Origin of the sequence: Methanolobus sp. ZRKC4, assembly GCF_045291305.1 — an archaeon.
Classification (GTDB): domain Archaea; phylum Halobacteriota; class Methanosarcinia; order Methanosarcinales; family Methanosarcinaceae; genus Methanolobus.
In genome coordinates this window covers 658,967-684,888 of sequence record NZ_CP146983.1, presented here as the reverse complement: position 1 = coordinate 684,888, position 25,922 = coordinate 658,967, and the positions used below count along the sequence as shown (strand labels likewise).

Genomic DNA, 25,922 nt, shown 5'->3' with positions numbered 1-25,922 from the left:
AAGGTTATGACAGCGGTTCTTGTGCCACTCCGTATAAGTAAGACCTCCCGAAATTACCATATTCCACAGGCTCTACAACTCCGCCGATAAGGATCATTGCAGAGCGCTTGATGCCTGCTTCCTTGACCTTGTCTGCAATGTCAGATACCGTGCCCTTAATGATCTTCTGGTCAGGCCATGATGCATGGAAAACTACGGCAACAGGGGTATCTGGTGCATATTCAACTTTTTCCATTATCTGTTCTATTTTCTGGGTTCCCAGGAAAACAGCCATTGTAGCGTTATGTCTTGAAAGCTCCTTTATCTGGTCTTTTTCAAGAGTCTTGCCTGCAGGACGTGTAATTATTAGAGTTTCTGATACTTCATTAAGTGTAAGCTGTGTTTGTAATGCAGCTGCTGTTGCGAACACTGAAGATACGCCGGGAATGATCTCTACTTCTACGTCGAATTTCTTCAATTCCTCTATCTGCTCAACTATGGAACCATAGAGTGAAGGATCTCCGCTGTGTAATCTTACAACTTTCTTACCTGCTTCGAGATTGTCAACAATAAGTTTGTTTGTTTCATCAAGGGTGAGTCCGTAGCTATCTATTTTCTCACCATTTGAGTAATTAAGCACTTCTGGGTTTACAAGGGAACCTGCATATATTACGAGGTCTGCCCCTTCAAGAAGTTCTTTTCCCATAACAGTTATGTATTTAGCATTTCCGGGACCTGATCCTACGAAATATACTTTCTTGTTTGCCATCTTTGATTCTCCCTGCAATCATTTCTTTTCTGCAAAGATGATACTGAAATAGTTCCCTTTTTCAGGAATCTTCTCTCTTTCTGTGATAATGACTTCTTTTTCACTGAAAAGGCGCTCGCAGAATGTGAATTTGTTAAAACCTTCCTTTTCATAGGACTCGATTATCTCAAGAGGCCTGCTGGCCTTCAATCTGATCCTGTATTTGCTGTCTGATCCATCACTTACTTCAAAAGATGAGTCCACTTCTGCTCCTGTCTGTGCAGCAAAGGATGTTATTGAGCTGATACCCGGGATCGTTGCTGTTTCAACGTCCGGGTAGAATTTATTCATCACACGTTTTAGGTGAGTGAATGTTGAGAAGAAATTTGGATCACCAATCAGACCGAAAACCACAAGATTGTCTTTTGACTCCTCAGCAAGCATATCAGCATTCTTCTTCCACACTGCGTTGAGCACATCATAGTCTGTCAACATGGGGAATTCCAGGATCTCTGCATCTGCATAGGGTGCTACGAGATCGGCTGCAAGCCGACCGGGAACATATACCTTATAAGCATTTTTCAGGGCCTCAACAGCCTTCAGCGTCAGAAGTTCCGAATCACCGGGTCCAAGTCCTACTCCGACAAGCATTTTTAATCACCATTATTACTTTTTTATTCCTGACCGGCCAACAACAATATACACCGGGTTTTCAGGTTTGAACATAGTCTCACCTGTAAGCGGCACGCCACGTGAAACTATTACATGCAGTACCTCATCGAATAAGTCAAGTTCTTTCATCTTATTTATTACGTTTACGACCGTTTCTATTCGCACTGCATTCACAACAATACTCTTTGCCTTTTTTTCGGCAAGCACTTCAAGCACGCGGGAAATGTTTTTTGTACCACCAATGAATGCACAGTCGATGGAACCTATATCCTGTTTTTCAAGTATTTCGGAAGACTCTCCGGATAACACCCTGGAATTAGTGATATTGAATGTTTCGAAGTTCTTCTTCGTTACATTAATTGCCTCTTCCCTTGCATCAATGGCACATATGTTGATTGCTCGCACCATTTTTGAAGCTTCTATAGATACGGCTCCTGTACCACAACCTATATCGAAAAATCTGCAATCATCCTTTAAATCAAGTTTAGATAGGGATACTGCAATAATCTCCGGTTTCGTAGGACCGCCACTTACGTGCAAAAGTTCTGTCATGTTCCACCTTAACTAAGATAAATTTGAGTTATTGGAGTTAAGTAGATATAAGTTGTCCTTCATAAAACTGTTGCATTATTGCGATATGGTATATGGTTTTAAAAATTATTATGGCGGTTGCAATGGAAAACAAGAAAAATGCTAAGAAGTTACTGGTATTAGGGACTGCATCCGACGTTGGTAAGAGTATAATGGTCACAGGGCTGTGCAGAATCCTTTCCAGGAAATATAAGGTTGCACCATTCAAGGCCCAGAACATGAGCCTGAACTCATGGATAACAAAAGATGGTAAGGAAATAGGTATTGCTCAGGCAATACAGGCCAAAGCCGCCGGGGTGGAACCAACTGCAGACATGAATCCCGTACTTCTTAAACCAAAAGGTGACAGGACATCGCAGGTGATAGTGCTTGGTGAGCCTTATGCAGATAAATCCGCAGGCAACTACTATGATTCCATTGAAGAAATGCATGGCGTACTCCGTGGAGCTCTTGAAAGGCTTGAAACCGAGTATGACCTGATTGTAATGGAAGGCGCAGGCGGTGCAGCAGAGATAAATCTCTATGATCGTGATATCGTTAATATTGGAACCGCACGCATAACAGGTGCACCTATTATACTGGTTGGGGATATTGAATCCGGCGGTGTCTTTGCAAGCCTTTACGGAACTAAGGCACTGTTACCCGGGGATGTTAGTGAGAATCTCAAGGGTTTTGTCATTAACAAGTTTAGGGGCGATCCTGCCATACTCGAACCGGGTTTAAGGCAGCTTGAAGAGCTAACAGACGTACCTGTTCTCGGAGTATTGCCATATTATAAACTAAAGATACCTTCTGAGGATTCAATGGCAATCCGGAAGAAAAAAGGCAGTATTGAAAACGAGGATATCAATGATATTGATATTGCAGTCATCCGCTTGCCAAGGATATCTAACTTCACTGATTTCGAACCTCTCGAAAGGATTGCCAATGTCAGGTATGTTGATCTTGACGAGAACCTTGGTACGCCTGACTGTATAATGATTCCCGGTACCAAGAATACAGTCAGCGATCTTCTGGATCTTCAGAAAAGTGGTATGGATGCTCAGATCAAGAATCTTAAAGGTAAGGCGACCATTTTTGGTATTTGTGGCGGTTATCAGATGCTTGGAAAGATCATTCACGATTCGGGTGTAGAGAACGGAGTTGAGGCTGATTATGAGGGACTTGGATTGCTTGATATCGAAACAGTTTTCGGTGAATATAAGAAGAAGACAGTTCAGGTCCGTAAAGAGATAGTCGCCGATGGTCCTATATTCAAGAATATCAAAGGCGATGAGATATGGGGCTACGAAATTCACATGGGTGACACAAAGACTCCTAGGACCGTTTTCGGAGATGATGGCAGCATTGATGAAAGTGGTACTGTGATAGGTACGTACCTTCACGGGCTGTTTGAAAATGAAAATATCCGTCACGCTCTCATGATATACCTTGCCGAGAAGAAGGGTGTGGACTACCATCCTGAAACAGTGACAACAGAAGAGGAAGCTTACGAGGAACTTGCTGAGATTGTGGAAAGCTGCCTTGACATGAAAAAGATTTATGAACTAATTGAAAACCAGGAATAAATACCCCTATTTTTTAAATCAGCAGCATCTGACTGTTGTTTTCTTTTTTTGCACCGAACTTTCAATTTCAAACATGTAGCCTTGGCCATCTTTTTTGAATCCACCCTGAAAGGCCTTTTGTTACTTATTTACAAGCAATGTTTGCACACAGAGACATTGTAAATAACACTACTTATGTAAGCCAATGGAAAATAATATATACATAGTTACACATTGTAGGCCCACCTATAAAAAATAAGAGAACAAAAGGTTACAAAATGAACGAAAAAACACTGGATTTCATCGAACCTGAAACATCCGTGAAGGTTCTGAAAGTAGCAGGGCAAAAGTCCTCAAGAAAAAGAATTCTTGACATGGGGCTCACTCCCGGAACAAGGGTGGACGTTATTCGCAGGGCACCCCTGGGTGACCCGGTGGAGTTCAAGCTTAAAGGCTACAATCTCTCTCTCAGAAAAAGAGAGGCTGGAACCATCATGGTCGAAATACTTGAGTAATTGGAAAATCTGATCCAAACCAGAGTGGTGACAGAATGACAGAAAAAATAACGGTAGCCATTACCGGCAACCCCAATGTTGGAAAGACCTCCATATTCAATGCAATAACAGATTCAAAACAACACGTTGGAAACTGGCCCGGAGTAACCGTTGAGAGAAAGATAGGAAAAAGAGTCCACAATGACATTGAAATGGAAATTGTAGACCTTCCCGGAACCTATAGTCTTACAGCTTATTCACTTGACGAGATAATAGCACGTGATTTCATTATTGAAGAAAAGCCGGACATTGTAGTGCAGGTTATAGATGCAACAAATCTTGAAAGGAACCTTTACCTCACGACCCAGTTGATGGAACTGGGAGTGAAAATGATCATCGCACTCAATATGACCGACCTTGCACTAGCAAAAGGTGACAGCATTGATGCGGAGAATATGCAGGAATTCCTCGAAATACCCGTAGTATCCACAATCGGAAGTAAAGGAAATGGGATAGAAGGTCTTCTTGATGCAGTTGCAGGAGAGATAGATAAGACGCAGTTCACAGAGAGCGTGTTCACCTACGAAGAAGAAATAGAGAACAATGCTGATGAACTTGGATCGATCCTTGGAACTGATCCTTATTTTGCACATTATCCGTTACGATGGTTCAGCATGAAGTTGCTTGAGGGCGACGAGAATATAATTAAAAAAGCAAGGGAAAGCGATAGCTATACCCGTATAAATGAGATACTCAGCAAAATAGATGCTGATAGTTTAGAGGCAAAAATAGCAGACCAGAGATACAAGACCATACAGGCCATGCTAAGGCAGGTTTGTGACATCAACACTGAACATCTTAGCGGTTCGGACATGGTTGACCGCGTGGTGACAAACAGAGTTCTTGGAATACCTATATTTCTGTCTTTGATGTGGGCAGCTTTTGAGATTACCTTCACTTTTGCCACACCCTTCATGAATATAATAGACATATTCTTCGGATGGCTCGCAGAAACTGCCACAAATGTCATTAATATCCCATGGCTGGCATCCCTTGTAGGAGAAGGAATGATAGCAGGTGTCGGGTCGGTACTGATATTCCTGCCCAACATCCTCTTGCTCTTCTTCATGCTCTCCCTGATGGAAGACAGCGGATACATGTCAAGAGCTGCATTCATCATGGACAAACTGATGAGCAAGATCGGATTGCACGGCAAGTCATTCATTCCCCTTATAATGGGATTCGGATGTAACGTTCCTGCCATAATGGCAACACGTACCATCGAAGACACCAGAGACAGGCTCATTACCATACTTATCACACCTTTCATGTCATGCGGAGCAAGGCTGCCGGTCTATGTGTTGTTGGCAGGTGCCTTCTTCGGAAGAGATGCAGGTGTTGTGATCTTCAGTTTGTATGCTTTTGGAATACTTGTCGCGATAGTAAGTGCAAAACTCATGCGAAGTACAATACTAAGAGGTGAAGATGCACCTTTCATTATGGAACTCCCTTCATACAAGATACCTACACTCAAAGGAAGTACCATCCACATGTGGGAAAGAGGCAAGATATACCTCAAAAAAGCAGGAACTATCATACTCATAGGTGTTGTTGGAGTATGGTTACTTGCATCAATTCCGGCACCTGGAAGTGGAGGGATCTTTGCTTCCGAGGAAATTTATGGCAGCACAAATTCCGTAATAGGCGTCATTGGAGTAATGTTAGAACCCCTTGTAGCGCCCCTTGGATTTGACTGGAGAATTGCTGTAGCATTATTGTTCGGCGTTGTTGCAAAAGAAATAGTCGTTGGTTCCATGGGTGTACTCTATGGAGTAGGCGAGAATGAAGCAAGTCTTTCAGCCGTACTTGCAGCTGGAGCAATGACACCCCTTGCAGGTCTGGGGCTAATGGTGTTCACTCTTCTGTACGCACCATGTTTTGCCTGTATAGGAGTTATCAAAAGAGAAACAGGTTCATGGAAATGGACCATGTTCCAATTACTTTACGGCACAGGACTTGCATGGGGAAGTGCATTTGTTGTGTACCAGGTTGGCAGCAGAATGGGACTACTTGCCTGAACTACAAAGGAGATGATGTAGATGAAACAAAATCATGAAAATAAAGAATTAATATTTGCAGCACTTGCAGGAGCGCTGTACACCATCTTTGGAATATTCCACATTGCAGAAGGACTTGGAATAAATACCGCAACAGCAAGTCAACTATTCGTCCCGGGCGACATCCTCGGCGGGTTCTGCCTTGTGGTCATAGGAGCAGTATTCCTTTACGGCCTAAAGGAAATGAAACAGGGAATTAACGCAGGTGTCTCCTTCGTTTATGTAGGGATATTGATGTCACTTGTATTCATGGGAGCATACCTGTTGATAATGGGCGGCACTCTGCTTGATTCCTTTATAGTCCCCGATGACTACGAAGGATGGAGTATAATGGAGACTTTCAGACCGGGAATCTACCTTGGACTACTTTCACTTGCAGGAATACTGCACTGGAAAGACAGGTTTTCCCTTAATGAAGTACTTGTATTCAGGGAGGGAGCATAATGGTAGTCGGTTACAAATTTTTCCTGAAAAGAATAGCCACAATAATGGACTCCAAAGAGAATCTCATCATCTGGACCATTGCTGGTAGGCTCAACCTCAGGCAAGATGAATTCAGGAACCTCCTGAACATCATGGAAAAAAAAGGAGATATAGAGTGTACAGCTGAAGGAGAAATTAGCTGCGGCGGGAACTGTCCAGGGTGTTCAAAGCTCTGCGCAGGCCCTGAACTATCTGCAGGGAACAGTAAAATAAAATCCTACAGGCTGACGGAAAAAGGCAGGAAAAATTGCGGAAGAGTGTCCTGATACCTTTGATATTATTTTCCGTTACATTGCTTTTTTACTGTCAATTTCTGTTTTATGCTTTTTTGAACTTTCTGATCTCTGGCTCCGTTTAATTTTGTCTTTTTTGTTTTTTGCTTTTGACAAAGCCATAAGTATTAAATACAATTAGTCATCTTTAATCACTATTGTATAGATATATACATCAATGCGTTCAAAGGTGCTCACATGAAGGACTACATAAAGAAAGTAAGTGAAAAGCAGAACCTCACAATAATGGAAGCAGAGGACGCTATCACACAGATATTCACAGAGGCCACTGATGCACAAATTGCCGGCCTCCTCATAGGCCTGAAAATGAAAGGGGAGACTCCTGAAGAGATCGCAGGTTTTGCCACCGGGATGAAAAAAGCCGCAAATACAATTGCACCGGAAGTTACCGGTGTGCTCGTGGATGTCGTGGGCACCGGTGGTGACAGGCACAATACCATCAATGTTTCGACTGCAGCAGCCATCGTAACTGCAGCAGCCGGTGTAGCCGTTGCAAAACACGGTAACCGTTCTATAACCTCTCTTTCAGGAAGTGCTGACGTGCTGAAGGAACTCGGTATAAAGGTGGACAAATCACCTGAAGAAGTAAAAGCATCGATCGAAAAAGATGGCATCGGTTTCATGTTTGCACCAATATTCCATCCTGCGATGAAAAGGGTCGGACCCATTAGACAGGAAATGGGAGTCAGGACCGTGTTCAATATGCTCGGGCCCCTTACAAATCCTGCAAATGCAAAAACTCAGCTTGTTGGTGTTTTTGACAAGAAGCTATGCGAACCATTTGCCCAGGTAATGAAAAAGCTCGGTGTTGAAAGAGCAATGATAGTTCACGGAGACGGCATGGATGAGATATCCAATATATCCGAAACATATGTTGCCGAACTCAAGGACGGAAAGATCAGCACCTATACACTCACTCCTGAAGAGCTTGGGATCAAGAGAGCAAAAGCAAATGATATTGTAGGCGGCACACCGAAAGAGAACGCACTTGACATAATATACATCCTCAAAGGTGAAAAAGGACCTAAGAGAGATATTATAGTAATGAACTCCGCCGCGGCCCTTTATGTTGCTGGCAAAGCTGGCTCCGTAAAAGAAGCCATTCCAATGATCGAAGAGATACTTGATAGTGGTAGAGCCATGGAGAAACTACTGGAATTCAGTGATAACAACAACATCCAAGAGGTTATACATGAAGCAGCTTCCAAGAGTGAAGATATGCGGAATGCAGTCTGCTGAAGACATAGAACTGGCAGTAAGCTATGGAGCTGATGCTGTTGGTTTTATCACAGAGGTTCCTGTGAACACACACAGAAAACTGGATGTACAAACAGCAGCAGAGCTTGTAAAATCAGTACCCTTCTTCGTGGACTCAGTACTTGTGATAATGCCATCTGACGGTCAACAGGCACTGGAACTTATAGAGAAGGTAAAACCAGATGTTGTACAGCTTCACAATGAGCTCAGCCCTGAAGAAATAGAGATCATACGCAACGGCACGCACCAGAAGATCATAAGGACATTTACCATACCTGTAGAAAGCAAAGAATTGCCTGCAAAGCTTGTGACTGAACTGGATGCACTACTTGACAATGACCTGATAGACGGCATACTTCTGGATTCGGGCAAAGCAGGAACCAGTGGTGGCACAGGCGCGGTGCATGACTGGTCAATAAGCAGGCAGGTAGTGGAAAATACAAATATCCCGGTGATACTTGCCGGAGGATTAAAACCCGAAAACGTCCGGGAAGCGGTGGAGCAGGTACAACCATTTGCTGTTGATACTGCATCCGGTGTAGAGACAGAAGGAAAGAAAGATCCTGCCAAAGTGCGCAGGTTTGTAAGAAATGTAAGGTGTGTTAATGGTTAATTTTGATCTTAGCAAAGAAGAATTCGTATCTTTAGTGAAGGGGGCTCAAAAACCTGCTATTGTACAGCTTATGGCAAAGGTTGAGAGTATCTGCAGTCCTCTCCAGTTGTATGCAACCCTCCAGAATGCAGGTCATTCATATTTGCTTGAGTCAGTAGAGAAGGAAAAGAAACATGCAAGGTATTCGTTTGCAGGTGCAGACCCTGAGATTGTTGTCTCGATAAAGGACAGGTTCCTGACGATAGAGTGCCAGCAAAATTCTGAGCTCACGAAGTATATCTATAGGAATGTCAAGTCAATGGGAAACATTGAATCCCTTATTGGTGGCAAGTTCAGGTTAAAGATCAGCGAAGATGAAGATGCACTTGCAGCTTTTAGAAAAATATACCCCACCAGCAACGATACTATCCTGCTGAACCAGAAGCGCTTTGACAGGCAGACCTTCTTAGGAGGGGCCATAGGATACAATAGTTACGATTTTGTGTATGATTCGTGGTTAGGCATGGAAAAAAAAGGAGATGCTGAAACACCGGACATGCACTTCTCCATAATGACGAAGACCTTTGTCTTCGATCACATTACTAATGAGACATGTATGGTGGTTACACCTTTTGTGACTGAAGAAAGCGATCTTGATGCTGTTTATGAGCATGCTCTCTCTGAAGCACTTTTGATGGAAAGGTCACTCCAGATGGCATCTGTTATAGGTATCAGTGAAGACATCCCGGCTACCGATTCTGAAAAACCGGTTGCTAACATGGATCAGGATGCATATGAAGAGGCTGTGAGAAAATCAAAGCAGCACATAATTGACGGAGATATTTTCCAGGTTGTCATATCCAGAAGGTATTCTGTTAAGATGAGTCAGACGCCTCTGCAGCTCTACATCAGGCTCAGGAATATTAATCCCAGTCCTTACATGTACATCTTCAACTTCAAGGACGTAGGTATCGTGGGAGCCAGTCCCGAGACACTGATGACCGTTTACGATGATAAGGTCATGACCAATCCGATTGCAGGTACCTGTCCCCGTGGAAAAGATGATGATGAGGACCAGAAGCTTGCAGCAAAAATGCTAAACGATGAGAAAGAGTGCGCAGAACATGTCATGCTCGTGGATCTCGGCCGCAATGATGTGAGAATGGTTGCAAAGGGTGGGACCGTAAAGGTTGATGATCTCATGAGTGTCATCAAATATTCTCACGTACAGCACATCGAAAGTACTGTCAGCGGAGAGATGAGGGACGGATGTGACCAGTTCGATGCCACAAGAGCTATCTTCCCGGCAGGTACACTCTCTGGTGCTCCAAAGATACGGGCTATGGAGATTATAGACGATCTTGAACCTGAATCCCGGGGAATCTATGGTGGAGGTGTTGGTTATTATTCCTGGAACGGTGATGCTGATTTTGCAATAGTCATCAGGACTGTATTGATAAAACACAACACTGCATACGTGCAGGCAGGTGCGGGAATTGTTGCGGATTCCGACCCTGCATATGAGTTTGAGGAGACAGAAAGGAAAATGGCGGCAATGATAAAGGCAATCGGAGGGAAATAATGAAGATACTGTTCATCAACAATAAGGATTCTTTCGTATGGAATCTGGTGGACTATGTTTCTATGTTTGAACCTGAAACAGTGGTAGTTCCGAACACCATATCTCCCGAAGAGGTCAGGGTTATTTCGCCGGATGCCATCGTTGTCTCTCCGGGGCCGGGTACTCCTCACAAAACCGAAGATATCGGCACATGCCTGGATATCATCCGGGAATTTGGGTCCGAGGTTCCTGTGCTTGGTGTATGCTTGGGGCACCAGGCGATAAACACAGCTTTTGGTGGCAGCATCGGGCATGCGAAAAGCGGACCTATACATGGAAAAACATCCGAGATAAGTCATGAGCCATCCCGGCTCTTTGATGGAGTATCGAATGTATTCAAGGGTGGAAGGTATCATTCCCTTGCGATTAAGGAACTTGCCGAGGGCTTAAAGGTAACGGCAAGGACAGAAGATGACATTATCATGGCAGTGGAACACGGAACATATCCTATATACGGAGTCCAGTTCCATCCTGAATCGATACTTACTGTGGAAGGTATGAAGATTATCGAGAACTTCCTGAAAATTGCAGGGATGCATAAGGATTAAGCCTTTGCAGGCTTATTAGTAACCATGCTTATCGGTATCACAGGAACACCGGGAACAGGGAAGACATCTGTTACAAAACTAATGGAAAATGACCCATCATATCAGGTAATCCATCTCAATGAGCTTATCAGGGAAGAGAATCTTTATTCGGAAGTCGATCATGAGAGGGACTGCGTCGTCGCTGACATGGACCTGGTATATAACAGGGTTCTGGAACTGCAGGATAAATTATATCCTGTCACCATAGTTGACAGCCATCTCTCACACCATATTGCTGATATCGTTATTGTGCTGAGGACATCGCCTGAAAAACTGAAAGAAAGATTGGAAAAAAGGAAGTATTCAGTTGAAAAAGTACGGGAAAACCTCGAAGCAGAAGCCCTGGACATCATCCTGGCGGAAGCGGTGGACTGGTGCGAGAAGGTCTTTGAACTTAATACGACAGGAGGAACTGTGGATGGAACCTTCAAGGATATCGGGAAAATAATAAAGGCACTTAAGAGAGGAGAAACAGAAGAAATCGAACAGGCTTACAGACCAGGGTCTGTGGACTGGAGCGATTACTTATTTGATTAGCTTCCATCCCCTATTTTTTATGCTAAGGTAACGCCTTTAAAGTATCCACATATAAAGGTAATTTCAGTGTGAAAGTACTGCCACTACCATATTCACTTTCAACTTGTACCTCACCGTTATGCATTTTTGCATACTCCCTTACAAGCATAAGACCCAGACCTGCGCCTCCGTGTTTGCGACTTGTCGAGCCATCCGCCTGCACAAAAGGTTCAAATATTCGATCCATATCAGCTTCTTTTATTCCAATTCCACTATCTGAAACAGATATGCATATGCTATCATCCACCTTTTTTACATCTATTGATATTGCACCACCTGCGCGTGTGAATTTCAGGGAATTTTCAACCAGATTATAAAGCATTTCTGTGGTCTTAATGGCATCTGCTGTTATCTCCCCAACATCAGAATCTATCTTTGTACTAATAGTAATGTTCTTTTTAGAGGCCATTGCACCCGTTCTGTTGAGAACTACAGATAAGACATACTCCGGATGAAAGCTTTCAATCAAAAGAGACATTTTTCCAGACTCTATCCCGGACAGGTCCAGCATCCTGTTAATGAGCTCGAGTAATTTATTTCCACTTGTATTAATAATTGATAACTGTTCTTTTTGTACCGTATTGAAACTACCCGATAAACCTTCGAGTAAAACATCAGAAAAACCAATTATAGAACTCAAAGGAGTCCTTAACTCATGGCTGATGTTACCCAACAACTCATCTTTATAGCGATTAGCCTCTTCAGCAGCTATCCTTGCACGCAACATTTGTTCTTCAGCAAGCTTTCTGTTGGTTATATCTACACATGTACCAATTGCCCGATGAGGAACACCATTTTGATCGATCTCAAAAGGCTTTCCATGGCCTGTAACCCATATCCACTCCCCTGACCGGGAACGCATTCTGAAATCCATTTGAAAAGTTTCCAGTTTTTGTAGATCCCCCAGTAATTTTGAGCTTATAAACTCACTTTCGTCAGGGTGCAAAAGGGAAGTAAATGTTTCAAATGAACGGGAAAGTTCATGTGGTTCATATCCAAACATTTTGTACCAGCCAGAACTGAAATACGCGGCATTGGTATCCATATCCCAGTCCCAGAAACCAGATTCTGAAACCTCCATTGCAAGCTTGAGCCTTTCCTCACTTTTACGAAGAGAGGACTCTGCTTTTTCTTTTTCCATGAGAACAGCTTTACTATCAAGGGCTTCCCTTACAGAAAATGGAAGTCTTTTCATGCGATCCTTAAGCACATAATCTGTTGCTCCTGCCTTCATGCATGAAACAGCAGTTTCCTCATTCAGAGAACCTGTTAAAACGATGAAAGGAATACGGTTGTCGAACTCTAGCAGTATTTTAAGTGCCTGCATGCCGTCAAACGTTGGAAGACTATAATCAGATATTACAATATCAGGGGCAAATTCTTCAAGTGCTCTTGAAAAATCTTCACTTGTTTCAACTCTCAATGACTGGAAATGCACCCCATTTTTTACAAGCATCCTCTCTGCCAATTCTGTATCAAAGGGAACATCCTCTACAAACAATATATGCAGAATAGAATCGTTTTCCATCTTTTTGGGCCTCACTATCTTTTGAACTCATTCATTAGCAACCAATAAAAACCGATCTTCCTTATGGCCTCCACAAAGTTGTCAAAATCCACTGGTTTTACTATGTAACTGTTAACACCAAGGCGATAACTCTCTACAACGTCACATTCTTCCTTTGAGGATGTCAACATGACAACAGGAATCACCATTGTTTCCGGGTCACTTTTTATTGCTTTCAGCACCTCCAGACCATCAAGTTTTGGAAGTTTCAGATCAAGAAGAATCAAACGGGGTTGTGTTTTAATGTCCCTGTCTTTAAACTCCCCGTGCCCATAGATAAAATCAAGAGCTTGCTCACCATCTCCAAGGACAACTATATTGTTTACAATGTTGTTCTTTTTCAAAGCCCTAAGAGCTAATTCCACATCATTAAGGTTGTCTTCCACAAGTAGGATCTCTACTTCATTCTCCACACACATGATCTTCTCCTATAGGTAATGAAAAGTAAAATGTCGCTCCTTCATTGACCTTTCCCTCAGCCCATACCTTGCCACCATGCCTGCCCACTATACGTTGAACGATAGCAAGGCCAACACCTGTCCCCTCAAACTCTTTTTCGTTATGAAGACGTTGGAATATTCCAAATAGTTTGTGACTGTAACGGGGATCAAAACCCACACCATTATCCCTGACATAATAAACATTCATACCGTCCTCAGTGTAAGTTCCGACATCAATTATGTTCTCTTCCCTGTGCATACTGTACTTCACAGCATTGGACAAAAGATTAATCCACAACTGCTTTATTAAAGTAGGGTCTGCAAAACAAACAGGAAGATCGGATACTGTAAACACAAAACTCTTTTCATTTTCGCTTGCTACAAGATCATTAAAGACCGACTTGACCATGGCATTCATATCAATGGCAACATGATTAATTTCATTCCTCCCAATCTTGGAAAGGGCCAGCAAGTCTGTGATGAGCTTATCCATCTTTTGAGTGTTTGTCCTGATCACATTGAACAGGCGCTCACCCTCTTCATCAAATTGGTCCTCATAGTCTTCCATTATTATCTTCGAAAAACCATCAATCGCTCTCAGGGGAGCACGCAGGTCATGGGATACAGAATAAGCGAATGCCTCAAGCTCCTTGTTAGCTTCCTCCAATTGGAATGTACGTTCTACAACACGTTGTTCAAGTTCAGCATTGAGCTTCCGAATTTCTTCCTCTGCCTGTTTACGTTTGTCGATGTCCTCTATCATGCCTATGAAGTACAAAGGTTTACCATCAGGAGAGTGCACCATCGTAACGGCTAAATTCACCCATACAGTCCTGCCATCCCTGCAAATGTACCTTTTCTCCATTGAATAGTCATTAATCTCTCCGGCAAGAACTTCTTCTACATAAGGAAGCTCTTTTTGGAGGTCCTCAGGATAGCTAATATCAGAAAAATTCATTTCAAGCAATTCTTGAGAATCATAACCTATGATATCACACAACCGCTGATTGACCTGAATGAAACCACCATCCATATTACATTGACAAACGCCTACTGCCGCTTGCTCAAAAGTGGCACGGAAACGCTCCTCACTTTCACGCAGTTTATCAGCGGCAAGTTTTCGCTCTGTGATATCTTGCATGGAACCGGTCAACTGTGCAACCTTGCCATCTTTCATGATTGTACGGGCAAGTGTGCGCACCCATTTGTGTATCCCTTTAGCTGATATAAGTTCCAGCTCAAGGTCATATGGTTCACCCTTTTCAATAGCATCGTGTATTGCTTTTTCGAGGATAACTTTTGAATCCAGAGAATAGAAACTCAATCCTATCTCTCTATTCGTTTCATCGTCAGGGTCAAGGTCATGAATATGGGCAACTTCAGGAGTCCATGTACCCTCGCCCGTGGAAACATCAAATTCCCAGCCACCAATCTTCGCGATGCTTCCTACTTCATTCAGCAGACGGTCCCTCTCATGAAGAGTTATCTCTATAGTCTTACGCTCAGTGATGTCCCTGAATATGGTAAGCTGCAGATTATCGTTGTCTGCTGTAATTATGTCACCGGAAACGAGAACATGTTTTTTTTCTTCGGCCTTTGTAATGACCTCAGCTTCAAAATTCCTTACAAACCCTTGATTCTGAAGCTGAGCGATATATTGCTCCCTTTTTGCAGGATCCAGCCAGAATTCTACATCTAGAGTGGTTCTACCAATAAGCTCTTCCCTGTCAAAGCCCATGTTCCTGAAGAAACTCTCGTTGACGTTGATAATTTTCTCATTGGATGTCGTCAATATCATGCCCTCCGGTACGGTGTTAAATATTCTGGAGAACATTTCCTCTGACTTTATAAGAGCTTCTTCAGCCTTTTTGCTTGCAGTTACGTCCCTCACACTAGCAAGAATACATTTTTGGTCGTTCAACATCAAAGGCCGGGCATTTATCTCTACCGGAAATTCGGTTTCATCCTTGCGGACATGGACCCACTGGAATTGCATACCATAATCAAGAATTTCTTTTATAGGTGAAACTGAATTGTCACGCAAATTTGGAGCTGACAGGTCACAGGCAACCATCTCCAATAATTCTTCCTTCGAATAGCCATAACGTTCCAAAGCAACATTATTGGCATCCAATATCTGTCCACTTTCATCAATTAAGAACAACGCATCAGAATTGTTATCAAACAATTGATGATAACGGTTTTGAGACTCGGTCAAAGAAAACGTACGTTCCTTTACTTTCTTTTTAAGAGAAGTAGCATAACTAAGAAGAACATAGGCCATTGCCTACAGAAGAAAAACAATAACAAGTCCGCTTTTTTTGAAAATATCCAATGGTTCTTCAATGGAAGCCGACCATCCCCCTACAGGAACAGCGGCGAGTTCCCATCCACCTTCAGGCAGGTCCACGAAATAGGTCATTGGAACCATCAGAAGCGTATCGTTGGAACCAACCAGAATCTGACCGGAGCCGTCACTTAGAACCATATTCAAGTTTTCAGATGAAGTATCCAATCCTGCTTCATGTAACAAAGGATGGACATCAAAAACAAGCACTGCCATCCCCCAGAGTGAATCGTTAAGGTAAACGGACTGTCGGAATACCATACCAAAGCCACCCTGTCGCAATTCATAAGGGCCACTGATTGCTACCTCTTGCGTCTGAATGGTTCTTTGTACATCAATACGAACCTGTGGACGCTCATCGTTGATCAGATCATCAAGGTTTCTTCCTACAACAGCCTCATTGCCTGAAACAGGATAGACATACACTTCAGTGAACGTTGGAAATAACTGAATTGACCTGACAACTGATGTACCGAAATACAAACCGGAGGCAAAACTTTCAAAATTTGCATCCAATTCATTTTCAGTAGGGTTTGCCTGAGCAAATGCTTCCAGTCCTTTAAGATGAGACAGATGCAGATTTACCTGATTTGTCAATGCAGCCCCATAAGAGATCAATTGCATTTCAACTTGAGCTTGCTGACCTTCCAACAAATGGTCCTGATATACAAGACTGGCCTGCCACCACACAAATAACAATAATACCAAAATTACTACTGCACCTAACAATGCTATGTGACTCTGGCCAATGCGTGACAAGACATCAGATATCTTATGAGGTTTCCCGGACATCACCATAATTGCGCCCCTCCGCCTACTTTCTCTTTTTACTTAGTCTTAAAATATCCATTTATCAGGAACCATCCAAATCAATATGGTTACAGAATTCCCCTGTCAATTGCATTAACCCAAAACAATGGATACGAGCATATATGCTTTATTACTTAGTTAATGAAATATTGAATGCTTTCATAAATAAATTTTTGGTTTAGTGAATAACAAAAACTATGATTACGATTTTGTATTTATTATATAAGAGCACAGATATGACAAAGAGACTGTAATAAACATCATAAGCAAATTTTTCCACTTGTCTTTAGTATTGATAATAACAGATAAATAGAGAAAACTGACAATAATAAGTTGTAATGATTTTTTGCGTCTTTATGCCGAGGTGACAGAGTGGCTAATGTGACCGCCTGCAGAGCGGTTTTTCGGGAGTTCGAGTCTTCCCCTCGGCATCCTATATATAAGGAAGTTTTACTGTGACACTAAATGTTTACAATACATTAACGAGAAGTATAGAGGAATTTATCCCCTTTCACGGAAAAAAAGTCAACATGTACGTCTGCGGCCCTACAGTGTATGATCACTGCCATCTGGGGCATGCGAGAAGTTACATTTCTTTTGATGTGATCAGACGCTATCTTGCTTACAGGGGATATGACGTCAGATATGTCTCGAACATAACTGATGTTGATGACAAGATAATAGACAGGGCAAAGGAAACCGGAGAAAATCCTTTTGAGCTGTCCCGCAAGTTCACTGAATCCTTCATAGAGGACATGGAAACCCTCTCAGTGCTGGCTCCTGACACTCAGCCAAAGGTCACAGAACACATTCCCGAGATCATCGAAACTGTTGGAACATTAATAGAAAACGGTACAGCGTACGTGACCCACAAAGGCAATGTGTATTATGATCTGACAAAATCAATGGACAAGATAGGCATACTGAGCCATCAGACCGTGGAAGGACTTATGGAAGGCTCAGGGAACAGGATCGATGTAGAAAAGGACAAAAAATACCAACTTGATTTCGTGCTCTGGAAAATCTCTCCGGAGGATGAGCCCGGATGGGAAAGTCCCTGGGGTAGAGGGAGGCCTGGATGGCATATAGAATGTTCTGTGATGTCAGTGAAACACGGCTCGGAACAGCTTGATATTCATGGGGGAGGAGCAGATCTAATATTCCCTCATCATGAAGCTGAGATAATGCAATCAGAAGGTTACACGGGTATAAATCCTTTCAGCAAGTATTGGCTTCACAATGGTTTTCTGACTATTGATCATGAAAAGATGTCAAAGTCCAAGGGTAATTTCTTCACAATCAAACAAGTGCTCAGTAAATTCTCCCCCGGAACTATAAGGTTCTTCATAGTCTATACACAATACAGAAGTACTATAGATTTCAGCGAGGAGACCCTGAAAGAAGCTGGCAGGGCAAGAAAGAGATTACTAAATACGATATCAAACGTAAAACATGCCCTGAAAAAAGCCCATGAAGATGGAAATGATAACGGACTTACGGATTTAATAAGTGAAACCAGGGATGCATTCATCAATTCCATGGATGATGATTTCAACACAAGAGAAGCAATTGGAAATCTTTTTGTGTTCTCTCGTAAGATAAATTCTATAATTACCAGTGAAAAACCAGGCCGCTTATCACTTGAAAAAATACTGGAATTCTATTCAGAGATCAACGAAGTACTTGGAATACTTACAGAGGATGAAAAACCAGCTTCCGAAGATGTTGCAAATGGTCTGTCAGAGGAAGATATTACGGAAATGATAGGACTCCGGGAAAAGGCACGTGAAGAAAAAGACTGGGCAAAATCCGATGCAATCCGGGATAACCTTAAGGAAAAAGGAATTTTTATCGAGGATAGGAAAGATGGTATCCGGTGGAAACGGATGTAAGACTTAAAGCAAAAGCATACGTTACAACCTCATATTGCAAGCATCTAATCATTTAGGATAAAAATCTATTTTTTGAGTTATTGATGGTAATGAAAGTTGATTATAGATCCAACACTTTTTTATCCTTGAGCGAGGCAGTGATCTTGTCCACAGCATCTCCTGCATTCTCTGCATAAATGTCGGCTCCGATATTGTAAGCCCACTCTTTAGTTACAGGTGCGCCGCCAACCATTGTTTTGACGTTGCGCCTGAAACCTGCCTCATTTAGTTCCTCCTCTATACGTCTCTGATTGATCATCGTAATGGTCATAAGTGCTGACGAAGCTACAACATCTGCTTTAACTTCCTTTGCCTTTATTACATAATTCTCTATAGGCACGTCCCTGCCAAGGTCCACGACATTATAACCTGCAATCTTGAGCGCTGTTACAACAATGTCCTTTCCTATGGAATGGATATCACCTTCAATTGTGCCTATAACAACTGTGCCTTTTGACTTGGGTTTAGAGCCCGTCCTGTCCAGTTCAGGTAACAGTATGTCAATTGCTGCCTGCATTGCATCAACCGCTGCACTAACATGAGGAAGGAATACTTTGCCTGCTGCAAACTGTTCACCCACAGCTGTCATTGCCGCTGTGAACCCTTCTTCAATGAGTTCGGAAGGGTCCATACCTGCATCAAGGGCTTCGGTAGCAATCTTTTTTGCTGCTTTATCATCAAATTCCATGACAGCTTTTTTTGCCTTGGCAATAATCTCTTGCTTTTTAAGCATTGGAATTTCCTTTTTACTCTAGTCTGCAACCTTCTTAATGAAAAAGAGGTGTAGAAACAATCAATAAAATTACTAGAAAGATAAGTTATATAGAATAAACTGAGTGCAATGTGTCTATTGCATATGAATGTAGAAAAGAGAAAGTAATATGCAATTATCCTTGCAATATTACAGCGTGCTTGTAATACTAGAGTTGAATATTGTACATCTCAGATTAGAAAAATACATCCCTTACAAGTTCAGAAGAGAAAATCGGTTTGTAGAATTCCAAACCCCTTTGCTTGACACAAAAGGGTGTGGAGATGGAATTCTACGGAGGAAATTGCATGGTTTGGATGGATATAGACACTTTATGTTTAAGAAAGGACTATTCTTCAGCCCCGAATTCTAACTACATAAACTAATACAATGGACCTGATCATAACCTAATAACTGAATAAATGATTTCTCCGGGAAGATATGTTATAACTACTCACATGAAGAATTTTGCCCGGAGAAATCTCTTAATACTTGTGGCTTTTTGCCATCTCTACTATTGCTTGGAGGTTCTCGGTAGGGGTTTTGCTTACAATGCCACATCCAGGGCCAAGGAGGCCAATTCCTGCATCCAGTACCTTCTGTGACTCTTCCCTGATAGCTTCAGGTGTCTGGTTCCAGAGCATGTTAACAGGATCGAGATTACCTACTATGACAGCTCTCTCTACATTTCCTACAGCTGTTGCAGCATCTACATTCTGGTCAACACTGATTCCGTCCACTCCACATGTTTCCATGAGTGAGAGGCCCTTGGTAGTGTCACCACAGATATGTAGTACGGTAGCAACGTTGAGTTCACGCATCGCATCGCAGATTCTCTTATGGAAAGGTACGACGAACTTCTCGTAGAATTCATTGCCGATAAGCTGGGCACTTGCGGTTGGGTCAATGATTACCATTGTATCTGCACCGCTCTCAACCATCTTCTTTGCATATGCAACACTGAAATCAGTTGTGAATTCCATGAGTGCAAGACCAAATTCCTCATCTGTCATGATAGACATGAACCAGTCATCACCTTTGAGGTGCTGTGCAAGAGAGAAAGGACCAAGCATGCTGCCCATGATGGGCAAATCACTGGCATATTTATCTGCGAGCAGTTTGATAGCATCACAGACAACGTTAATTCTTCCCTCGTTGAGGTCATAACCTTTGAGCTTGTCGATATCTTCAATGGTCTTGACAACATGACCAACAACGGATGGCTGCTGTTCCTGTGTGCCGTCCTTGATCTCACAGCCAAAGAATTCTGCTTCTGCAGTAATATCGAAAGGTACACGTACGGCTTCAAAACCGACTACGGTGTGGCCTGCTTCTGCAAGAGTTGCCATTTTTTCAGCATCGCTGTTAGCCTCGGGCCAGAAGGCTCCACAGGCTTCCATCTGGTCAACTGTTCCTGTTTGGGTGACTGATATCGCAGGCATCCTGTCAACAGGCTGACCTTTAAGTGCTCTTGCCAATCTTTCTTTAGGGGTATATTCTGCCATGGATAATTCTCCTATTATTGACATCGGTTTTTTATTCTGAATAGATAATTGGTATTGGAATAATTTGAAAATTGTAATTATTGAATACAATTTATCCTGTATTGCAACCTCTGAAGACTCAGTTAGTTATGAATTCACATGCTTGGTGTGAATAAAAGTATTCAAAATCCACTTTATCGTACATGCCCTCTAACCAAATGAATAGCATTTTCATAAGCGTGAGACATTTCATGCATCTTGAATTCCCGTGACATCTTTAGCAACAATGATAAGTTTTCAAGCAATTCCGTAAATTCAACAAGAAACATTCTGATACTTTTTTTATAGGTTCTTTTTTACATTTGTGTACTTAGATTGAATATGTATTGAGAATCAGAGGGGGTACTTAGTACCCCTCTGAAAAATACTCTCATTAATCTCAGAACATTGCACTCATTTTTGCTACTGCATCTCCTGCATTTTCGCCGTAGATGTCTGCACCAATCTTATCAGCCCAGTCCTTAGTCACAGGTGCGCCGCCGACCATTGTCTTGACGGAATCACGAACTCCTGCTTCCTTGAGCTTTTCTTCGAGCTGGATCTGGGCGACCATCGTAGTAGTCATGAGGGCGGAAGAACCTACAACGTCTGCACCGACTTCTTTTGCTTTTTCAACAGTAACTATTCAGCCTACCACAATTAGCCTATTGATACTGATTTAATCAAAACGGAGATGTTTGCTCACTAACAACCTAAGAATCAAAAAAGCAATCAATGGCAACAATCAAAATTAATGATCCTAATAAAATGTAGGTCTCAACTTTTTGTCAAGATTGCTATTGATAGTGTTTTTATCAGGCTGAATAGTTACTTTCTCAACATAGGCGCTAATTGCTACATCCCTTCCAAGGTCTACAACCTTGAAACCAGCGATCTTGAGCATTGTTGCAACAATATCCTTACCGATTGAGTGAATATCTCCCTCGATTGTGCCAATAACGACTGTTCCCTTGGTCTCAGTCTCTGCACCCTTTGCCTCAAGTGCCGGAGTAAGTACATTTATGCCTGCAGTCATTGCTTCAGAAGCTGCGATAAGATGTGGCAGGAAAAGCTCTCCAGCCTCAAATTTGTTTCCAGCTTCGTTCATTGCTACAGTGAAACCGTCCTGGATAAGGTCTACAGGATCTACGCCTGCATCAAGGGCTTCTTCAGCAACTTCTTCTGCCATTTCATCATCAAATTCCATGATAGCTTCTTTTGCTTTTTCAATAATTTCTTCTTTTGTAGCCATAAAATTACCTCAGTTAATCAATAATTTGTCTTTAGTTTTCTGTAACCATATTGTCAACTTTTGTGACGATGGCTTTCATATCCTTAAGAATATCAGCGTCAATTGGTATAGGTTGATAGTTTTCCAGTATATCTGTTACCTTGTCATGTGCGACACTTGCCATGTCTTTTGAACCTGCATTTTCCCAGTCACCTATCATCTGTCTGTTGATGATTTCCGGATGGGAAGGAAGATCCACATTCTTCAGTGTAGACTTATGTGCAAGGAAATGCCCGCCAAATCCTGTTTTCTTAATAGCTTTATAGGCAAGGGTTTCTTCATTTACAGGAACACCATTCCTGGATTTCATAATCATATTGATAAACTCGTTATCTATTACAAGCTGCTCGAGTGAGAAAGTCATACCAAGTTCAAGCATACCTGCACCATATATCACACTGGCACCTGCATATGCAGGAATAAGTCCGGTAATGGTTTTCTCATGCCCAACCTGGGCATCAGGTATCTTGGCATCTGCCTACGAGCCTGCTACTACACACGGAAGACCATAGTATTGTGCAAGCTTTGCGACTCCCGCACTAATTAACCCGAGCTCAGGCGAGCCAACTGGTGCTGATCCTCCTTTTATGTCGAATGATGTTGTAGAACTGCCGTAGAATGTCGGATGCCCCGGTTTGAAAAGCTGTGTAAGGACAACACCGGCAAGAACTTCAGCATTATGTGTCACAAGAGTTCCTGCAATAAACACTGGTGATGATGCAGCTCCCATAGCCATGCTCAGGACCATCATCGGCATGTCATATTTGGTAGCCTGAAGTGCCATTTCACAGATCGTGTAGTCAAGTTCCAGAGGACTTGTAGGACAGCCGCCAAGTGTGAACAGCGATCTCTTGCGCGCCTCTTCCTCATCTCCGCCATAGAACGCTTTTACCAGTTCAAAATAATAAGGTACTTTGTCGGCCTCCGGGTCCAGAAGAAGGTGCTTTGAAGTGTTCTCCGTAAGTGCCATTACTTCATGCATAGTTCTGGATACAGGCTCACCTGCCAGATCAATTGCAGAAACAGGAGAACACAGGTAGCTTATATTTGATGCCCAGTCTGCGATGGAAATGTTCTGCGACCAATGATAGTGGCAATGGATAATTTTTTGCTGCTGGGATTCTTCAAGCATAATGGAATTTATGGAAATAAAGAACTGATGAGCCATGATAAAAGAGCTATTGAATGGGGCAGGGATTTGTGTCAGTATTACATAAGCATTTCAGAATCTGTTGAGTAGATATGAAAAGGAAGAAACAAAATGAGCTCAACAATCATTGACACACTAATGCTATCTGAAAAAAGAAGAGATATCATGCTTTTGTTATCCAGCGGGCCAAAGAATCGTGATGAAATAACAGAAGACCTTTCTATGCCCTGGCAATTGTTAAAGCAGCCTGTTAAAGAACTGAAAGATACCGGAATGATCTTTCAAAAAGAAGATAATTACAGATTATCAAATAACGGACAGTTGATGATAACTGCTCTGATGCCCTTATTGACGATAGTCAATACATTTTCATCTGATATTGATTACTGGATAAACAGAGATTTACAATCAATTCCTCATAATCTGGCAAAAAGAATGGGTGAACTTGAAAATTCCACCGTTAGTACTCTTTCACTGGATTACATGTTCGAGCCGCTTAAGCATTTTGTCGAGAATACTACTCAAACCAGATACTTGAACATCGTTCTATCTCTTTTTGACCCGGAAGCTCCTTCAATTCTTAAGGAGCTTTCAGAAAAGGATGTTGAAATATCATTGGTGTTTGAACGTAATACCTACGATAAAATGAATGAGAATTTCAGGGATGAGCTTGATGAGCTTAATAACTATAAAAACATCAGTTTTTACTGCATAGATTCCGAGGTCAATCCTCCCGAAATAATCATCAATGATGAGGAAATTGCGATCATATTGTTTAATAAGAACGGGAAATATGATTACAGGGAATTACTCAGCTCCGATGAAAAGGCCATTGAATGGGGAAATGAACTTTTCGAATATTACCAAGGGATCTCAAAACCTTGTTCGAAAAATAATGCTATTACACCTAAACCGTGAAAAGCAGTAACTTTTCTTGAATGACTCTGCTGGCCAGATAAGATTGCAAATACAAATGTGTCTTGCAATACTATATATGCATGAATGTGCATATATGCAATTATATGCAAGAGAACAAAGCCAAGTTCTTCAAAGCACTGGGAGACAAAACCAGGCTTACTATCGTAGGATGTCTTTTGAAGCAGGACCGCTGTGCTTGTGACTTCTCTGCAACCACAGGAAAGGACCAGACCACTGTATCCCGGCATCTGAAAATACTCTGTGAAGCAGGCATCCTCAGATATGAAAAGGATGGAAGATACGTAATTTACAGCATAAAGGATGAGAATATGAAAGAAACACTTGAAAAATGCGGAGTCGAAAAAGTAGAATCGTGCTGTCCGGGAAGCGTAATGGATTCGGATACGAAGAAGAATATTGTGAAGAAAGGTTATAGTCAAATCGCATTGGGTGTTGCACAATGTGGATGCTGTGGAGACCTTACAAATGAACAAGTGGCAACATCCATCGGATATTCCACTGAAGAAACACAGTCATTTTCTGAAGCAAACCTTGGTATTGGATGCGGAAATCCAACAGCACTTGGCGAGATAAAAGAAGGTGATACTGTTCTTGACCTGGGTTCCGGAGCAGGATTTGACAGTTTTCTGGCTGTTGAGAAAGTAGGCGATAGCGGAAAAGTCATCGGTGTGGATATGACAGATGAAATGCTTGCAAAGGCCAGGAATAATGCCGAAAATTATGGATTTGAAAATGTAGAGTTCAGGAAAGGAGACATTGAAGAGCTGCCCGTTGAAAGTGATTCTATTGACGTCATCATAAGCAACTGTGTTATAAATCTGACACCTGACAAATCCCGGGTATTCAGGGAAGCATACAGAGTGCTCAGAAAAGGCGGCAGGATGTTCATATCTGATATGGTCCTGTCGAAGGATCTTACGGAAGAGGAAAAAAATAACGAAGAACTCATTTGTGCCTGTGTTGGTGGAGCTTTGCTAAAAGATGACTACCTGAGCAAAATAAAGCAAGCCGGATTCTCTATAAAAATAGTAGGAGAAGATACCGACATCAGTAAAAGGCAGTATTCAGGATACCCGGTTGAGAGCCTTAAACTGGAACTGATAAAAACGGATGTATAAGCAGTGAATAACAAACAGATTCCCGTTCTAAAAATCACAGCTGGTTTGGTCGCATGTCCAGCCTGTAAAAAAATCGGAGTTACTGTAAAGAATGTCACAGTCAGGCATATAGTCGAAAAAGAGCAGATGGAAAGAGTTGGAAAGGGAGATTACCATCTTTGCATGGACCCTGAATGTGATATTGCTTACTACGATGAGAAAGGTACTATTTTTGATAAGAGAGCTATCAAAGTTCCATTGTGGTTCAAGAAAGATGCAAGTCCCAAATATGCCTGCTACTGCAGCCGTATAACAGAGAATGATGTTATCAAAGCGGTCCTTGAACACGGAATGCAGGACATGGGAACCATTAGGAAATTCTATGACAAGGATGAAAAATGCCAGTGCAAAATAAAGAACCCAACAGGCAACTGCTGCACAAAAGCATTCAACAAAGCTATCCGCAAAGGTATCGAATCAAAAAACAGTTAAATGGCATGGATTTCCGTGCCTGAAATT

The 25,922-nt window shown here is 42.1% G+C and carries 25 protein-coding genes, 1 tRNA gene and 2 pseudogenes; 16 read left to right on the top strand and 12 right to left on the bottom strand.

Annotated elements, in window-relative coordinates; genetic code table 11:
- Nucleotides 1–4: 4 nt before the first annotated feature.
- From cobM to cbiT, 3 genes are read right to left on the bottom strand one after another with little or no spacing between them, the layout of a single operon-like run.
- Nucleotides 5–748, bottom strand: a complete 744-nt coding sequence (cobM, locus tag V7O67_RS03540; protein ID WP_406656277.1) for a precorrin-4 C(11)-methyltransferase — start codon at nt 746–748, stop codon at nt 5–7.
- Between the two features lie 18 nt (nt 749–766).
- Nucleotides 767–1,378, bottom strand: coding sequence for a cobalt-factor II C(20)-methyltransferase (locus tag V7O67_RS03535; RefSeq protein WP_406656278.1), 612 nt, complete (start codon nt 1,376–1,378; stop codon nt 767–769).
- A gap of 15 nt (nt 1,379–1,393) precedes the next feature.
- Nucleotides 1,394–1,951, bottom strand: coding sequence for a precorrin-6Y C5,15-methyltransferase (decarboxylating) subunit CbiT (cbiT, locus tag V7O67_RS03530; RefSeq protein ID WP_406656279.1), 558 nt, complete (start codon nt 1,949–1,951; stop codon nt 1,394–1,396).
- A 122-nt stretch (nt 1,952–2,073) separates the two neighbouring features.
- Here cbiT and V7O67_RS03525 point away from each other — a divergent pair, with 122 nt between their 5' ends.
- The 10 genes from V7O67_RS03525 to V7O67_RS03480 all read left to right on the top strand — a co-directional run bounded on the left by V7O67_RS03525 (nt 2,074) and on the right by V7O67_RS03480 (nt 11,518).
- Nucleotides 2,074–3,558, top strand: a complete 1,485-nt coding sequence (locus V7O67_RS03525) for a cobyric acid synthase (RefSeq protein ID WP_406670885.1) — start codon at nt 2,074–2,076, stop codon at nt 3,556–3,558.
- Nucleotides 3,559–3,815: 257 nt separating this feature from the next.
- Complete coding sequence (locus V7O67_RS03520) at nt 3,816–4,052, top strand: ferrous iron transport protein A (RefSeq protein ID WP_342306189.1); 237 nt, start codon at nt 3,816–3,818, stop codon at nt 4,050–4,052.
- A gap of 35 nt (nt 4,053–4,087) precedes the next feature.
- The gene (gene feoB, locus V7O67_RS03515; protein ID WP_342306190.1) at nt 4,088–6,109 is read left to right on the top strand and encodes a ferrous iron transport protein B; all 2,022 of its coding nucleotides are present in this window, start codon (nt 4,088–4,090) and stop codon (nt 6,107–6,109) included.
- Between the two features lie 21 nt (nt 6,110–6,130).
- The gene (locus V7O67_RS03510) at nt 6,131–6,592 is read left to right on the top strand and encodes a hypothetical protein (RefSeq protein ID WP_342306191.1); all 462 of its coding nucleotides are present in this window, start codon (nt 6,131–6,133) and stop codon (nt 6,590–6,592) included.
- Nucleotides 6,592–6,897, top strand: coding sequence for a FeoC-like transcriptional regulator (locus tag V7O67_RS03505; protein ID WP_342306192.1), 306 nt, complete (start codon nt 6,592–6,594; stop codon nt 6,895–6,897). The genes V7O67_RS03510 and V7O67_RS03505 overlap by 1 nt, the downstream gene beginning before the upstream one ends.
- Before the next feature lie 204 nt (nt 6,898–7,101).
- Complete coding sequence (gene trpD, locus V7O67_RS03500) at nt 7,102–8,163, top strand: anthranilate phosphoribosyltransferase (RefSeq protein WP_342306193.1); 1,062 nt, start codon at nt 7,102–7,104, stop codon at nt 8,161–8,163.
- The gene (locus V7O67_RS03495; protein ID WP_406670882.1) at nt 8,117–8,794 is read left to right on the top strand and encodes a phosphoribosylanthranilate isomerase; all 678 of its coding nucleotides are present in this window, start codon (nt 8,117–8,119) and stop codon (nt 8,792–8,794) included. Before trpD ends, V7O67_RS03495 begins: the two co-directional genes overlap by 47 nt.
- Complete coding sequence (gene trpE / locus V7O67_RS03490) at nt 8,787–10,355, top strand: anthranilate synthase component I (RefSeq protein WP_406670881.1); 1,569 nt, start codon at nt 8,787–8,789, stop codon at nt 10,353–10,355. The genes V7O67_RS03495 and trpE overlap by 8 nt, the downstream gene beginning before the upstream one ends.
- Complete coding sequence (locus V7O67_RS03485; RefSeq protein ID WP_406656285.1) at nt 10,355–10,942, top strand: anthranilate synthase component II; 588 nt, start codon at nt 10,355–10,357, stop codon at nt 10,940–10,942. Before trpE ends, V7O67_RS03485 begins: the two co-directional genes overlap by 1 nt.
- Before the next feature lie 24 nt (nt 10,943–10,966).
- The gene (locus V7O67_RS03480) at nt 10,967–11,518 is read left to right on the top strand and encodes an adenylate kinase family protein (RefSeq protein ID WP_406670879.1); all 552 of its coding nucleotides are present in this window, start codon (nt 10,967–10,969) and stop codon (nt 11,516–11,518) included.
- Nucleotides 11,519–11,540: 22 nt separating this feature from the next.
- On the opposite strand, the gene V7O67_RS03475 is transcribed toward V7O67_RS03480, so the two are convergent.
- Genes V7O67_RS03475 through V7O67_RS03460 form a run of 4 tightly spaced genes read right to left on the bottom strand, consistent with a single transcriptional unit; the run spans nt 11,541 to nt 16,703 of the window.
- Entirely contained in the window at nt 11,541–13,085 is a 1,545-nt protein-coding gene (locus V7O67_RS03475; RefSeq protein ID WP_342306198.1) for an ATP-binding protein, read from the bottom strand.
- 14 nt (nt 13,086–13,099) lie between these two features.
- Nucleotides 13,100–13,543, bottom strand: coding sequence for a response regulator (locus V7O67_RS03470; RefSeq protein ID WP_342306199.1), 444 nt, complete (start codon nt 13,541–13,543; stop codon nt 13,100–13,102).
- Complete coding sequence (locus V7O67_RS03465; protein ID WP_342306200.1) at nt 13,527–15,848, bottom strand: PAS domain S-box protein; 2,322 nt, start codon at nt 15,846–15,848, stop codon at nt 13,527–13,529. Before V7O67_RS03465 ends, V7O67_RS03470 begins: the two co-directional genes overlap by 17 nt.
- Nucleotides 15,849–15,851: 3 nt before the next feature.
- Complete coding sequence (locus tag V7O67_RS03460) at nt 15,852–16,703, bottom strand: CHASE domain-containing protein (RefSeq protein ID WP_342306201.1); 852 nt, start codon at nt 16,701–16,703, stop codon at nt 15,852–15,854.
- A 376-nt stretch (nt 16,704–17,079) separates the two neighbouring features.
- Here V7O67_RS03460 and V7O67_RS03455 point away from each other — a divergent pair.
- Nucleotides 17,080–17,152, top strand: a tRNA-Cys gene (locus V7O67_RS03455).
- Between the two features lie 24 nt (nt 17,153–17,176).
- Complete coding sequence (cysS, locus tag V7O67_RS03450; protein ID WP_406670876.1) at nt 17,177–18,613, top strand: cysteine--tRNA ligase; 1,437 nt, start codon at nt 17,177–17,179, stop codon at nt 18,611–18,613.
- Between the two features lie 100 nt (nt 18,614–18,713).
- On the opposite strand, the gene V7O67_RS03445 is transcribed toward cysS, so the two are convergent.
- The 5 genes and pseudogenes from V7O67_RS03445 to V7O67_RS03425 form a co-directional block, all read right to left on the bottom strand.
- On the bottom strand, nt 18,714–19,385 hold the full coding sequence (locus tag V7O67_RS03445; RefSeq protein ID WP_342306203.1) for a B12-binding domain-containing protein: 672 nt from the start codon (nt 19,383–19,385) through the stop codon (nt 18,714–18,716).
- 503 nt (nt 19,386–19,888) lie between these two features.
- Nucleotides 19,889–20,908, bottom strand: a complete 1,020-nt coding sequence (mtbA, locus tag V7O67_RS03440; RefSeq protein ID WP_406655636.1) for a methylcobamide:CoM methyltransferase MtbA — start codon at nt 20,906–20,908, stop codon at nt 19,889–19,891.
- Nucleotides 20,909–21,326: 418 nt separating this feature from the next.
- A complete protein-coding gene (locus V7O67_RS03435; RefSeq protein WP_406671419.1) occupies nt 21,327–21,572 on the bottom strand; it encodes a cobalamin-dependent protein in 246 nt (81 codons plus the stop codon).
- Nucleotides 21,573–21,755: 183 nt separating this feature from the next.
- A pseudogene (locus tag V7O67_RS03430) lies at nt 21,756–22,178 on the bottom strand (B12-binding domain-containing protein); the annotation flags it as partial.
- Between the two features lie 31 nt (nt 22,179–22,209).
- Nucleotides 22,210–23,199 (bottom strand): annotated as a pseudogene (locus tag V7O67_RS03425) (trimethylamine methyltransferase family protein).
- Between the two features lie 102 nt (nt 23,200–23,301).
- Between V7O67_RS03425 and V7O67_RS03420 the strand changes: the two are divergent.
- The 4 genes from V7O67_RS03420 to V7O67_RS03405 all read left to right on the top strand — a co-directional run bounded on the left by V7O67_RS03420 (nt 23,302) and on the right by V7O67_RS03405 (nt 25,895).
- Complete coding sequence (locus tag V7O67_RS03420) at nt 23,302–23,457, top strand: transcriptional regulator FilR1 domain-containing protein (protein ID WP_406670874.1); 156 nt, start codon at nt 23,302–23,304, stop codon at nt 23,455–23,457.
- Nucleotides 23,458–23,478: 21 nt separating this feature from the next.
- On the top strand, nt 23,479–24,285 hold the full coding sequence (locus tag V7O67_RS03415) for a helix-turn-helix transcriptional regulator (RefSeq protein ID WP_406670872.1): 807 nt from the start codon (nt 23,479–23,481) through the stop codon (nt 24,283–24,285).
- A gap of 104 nt (nt 24,286–24,389) precedes the next feature.
- Nucleotides 24,390–25,424, top strand: a complete 1,035-nt coding sequence (gene arsM, locus V7O67_RS03410; protein ID WP_342306206.1) for an arsenite methyltransferase — start codon at nt 24,390–24,392, stop codon at nt 25,422–25,424.
- Between the two features lie 45 nt (nt 25,425–25,469).
- On the top strand, nt 25,470–25,895 hold the full coding sequence (locus V7O67_RS03405; protein ID WP_406670869.1) for a (2Fe-2S)-binding protein: 426 nt from the start codon (nt 25,470–25,472) through the stop codon (nt 25,893–25,895).
- The last annotated feature ends 27 nt before the right edge of the window (nt 25,896–25,922 follow it).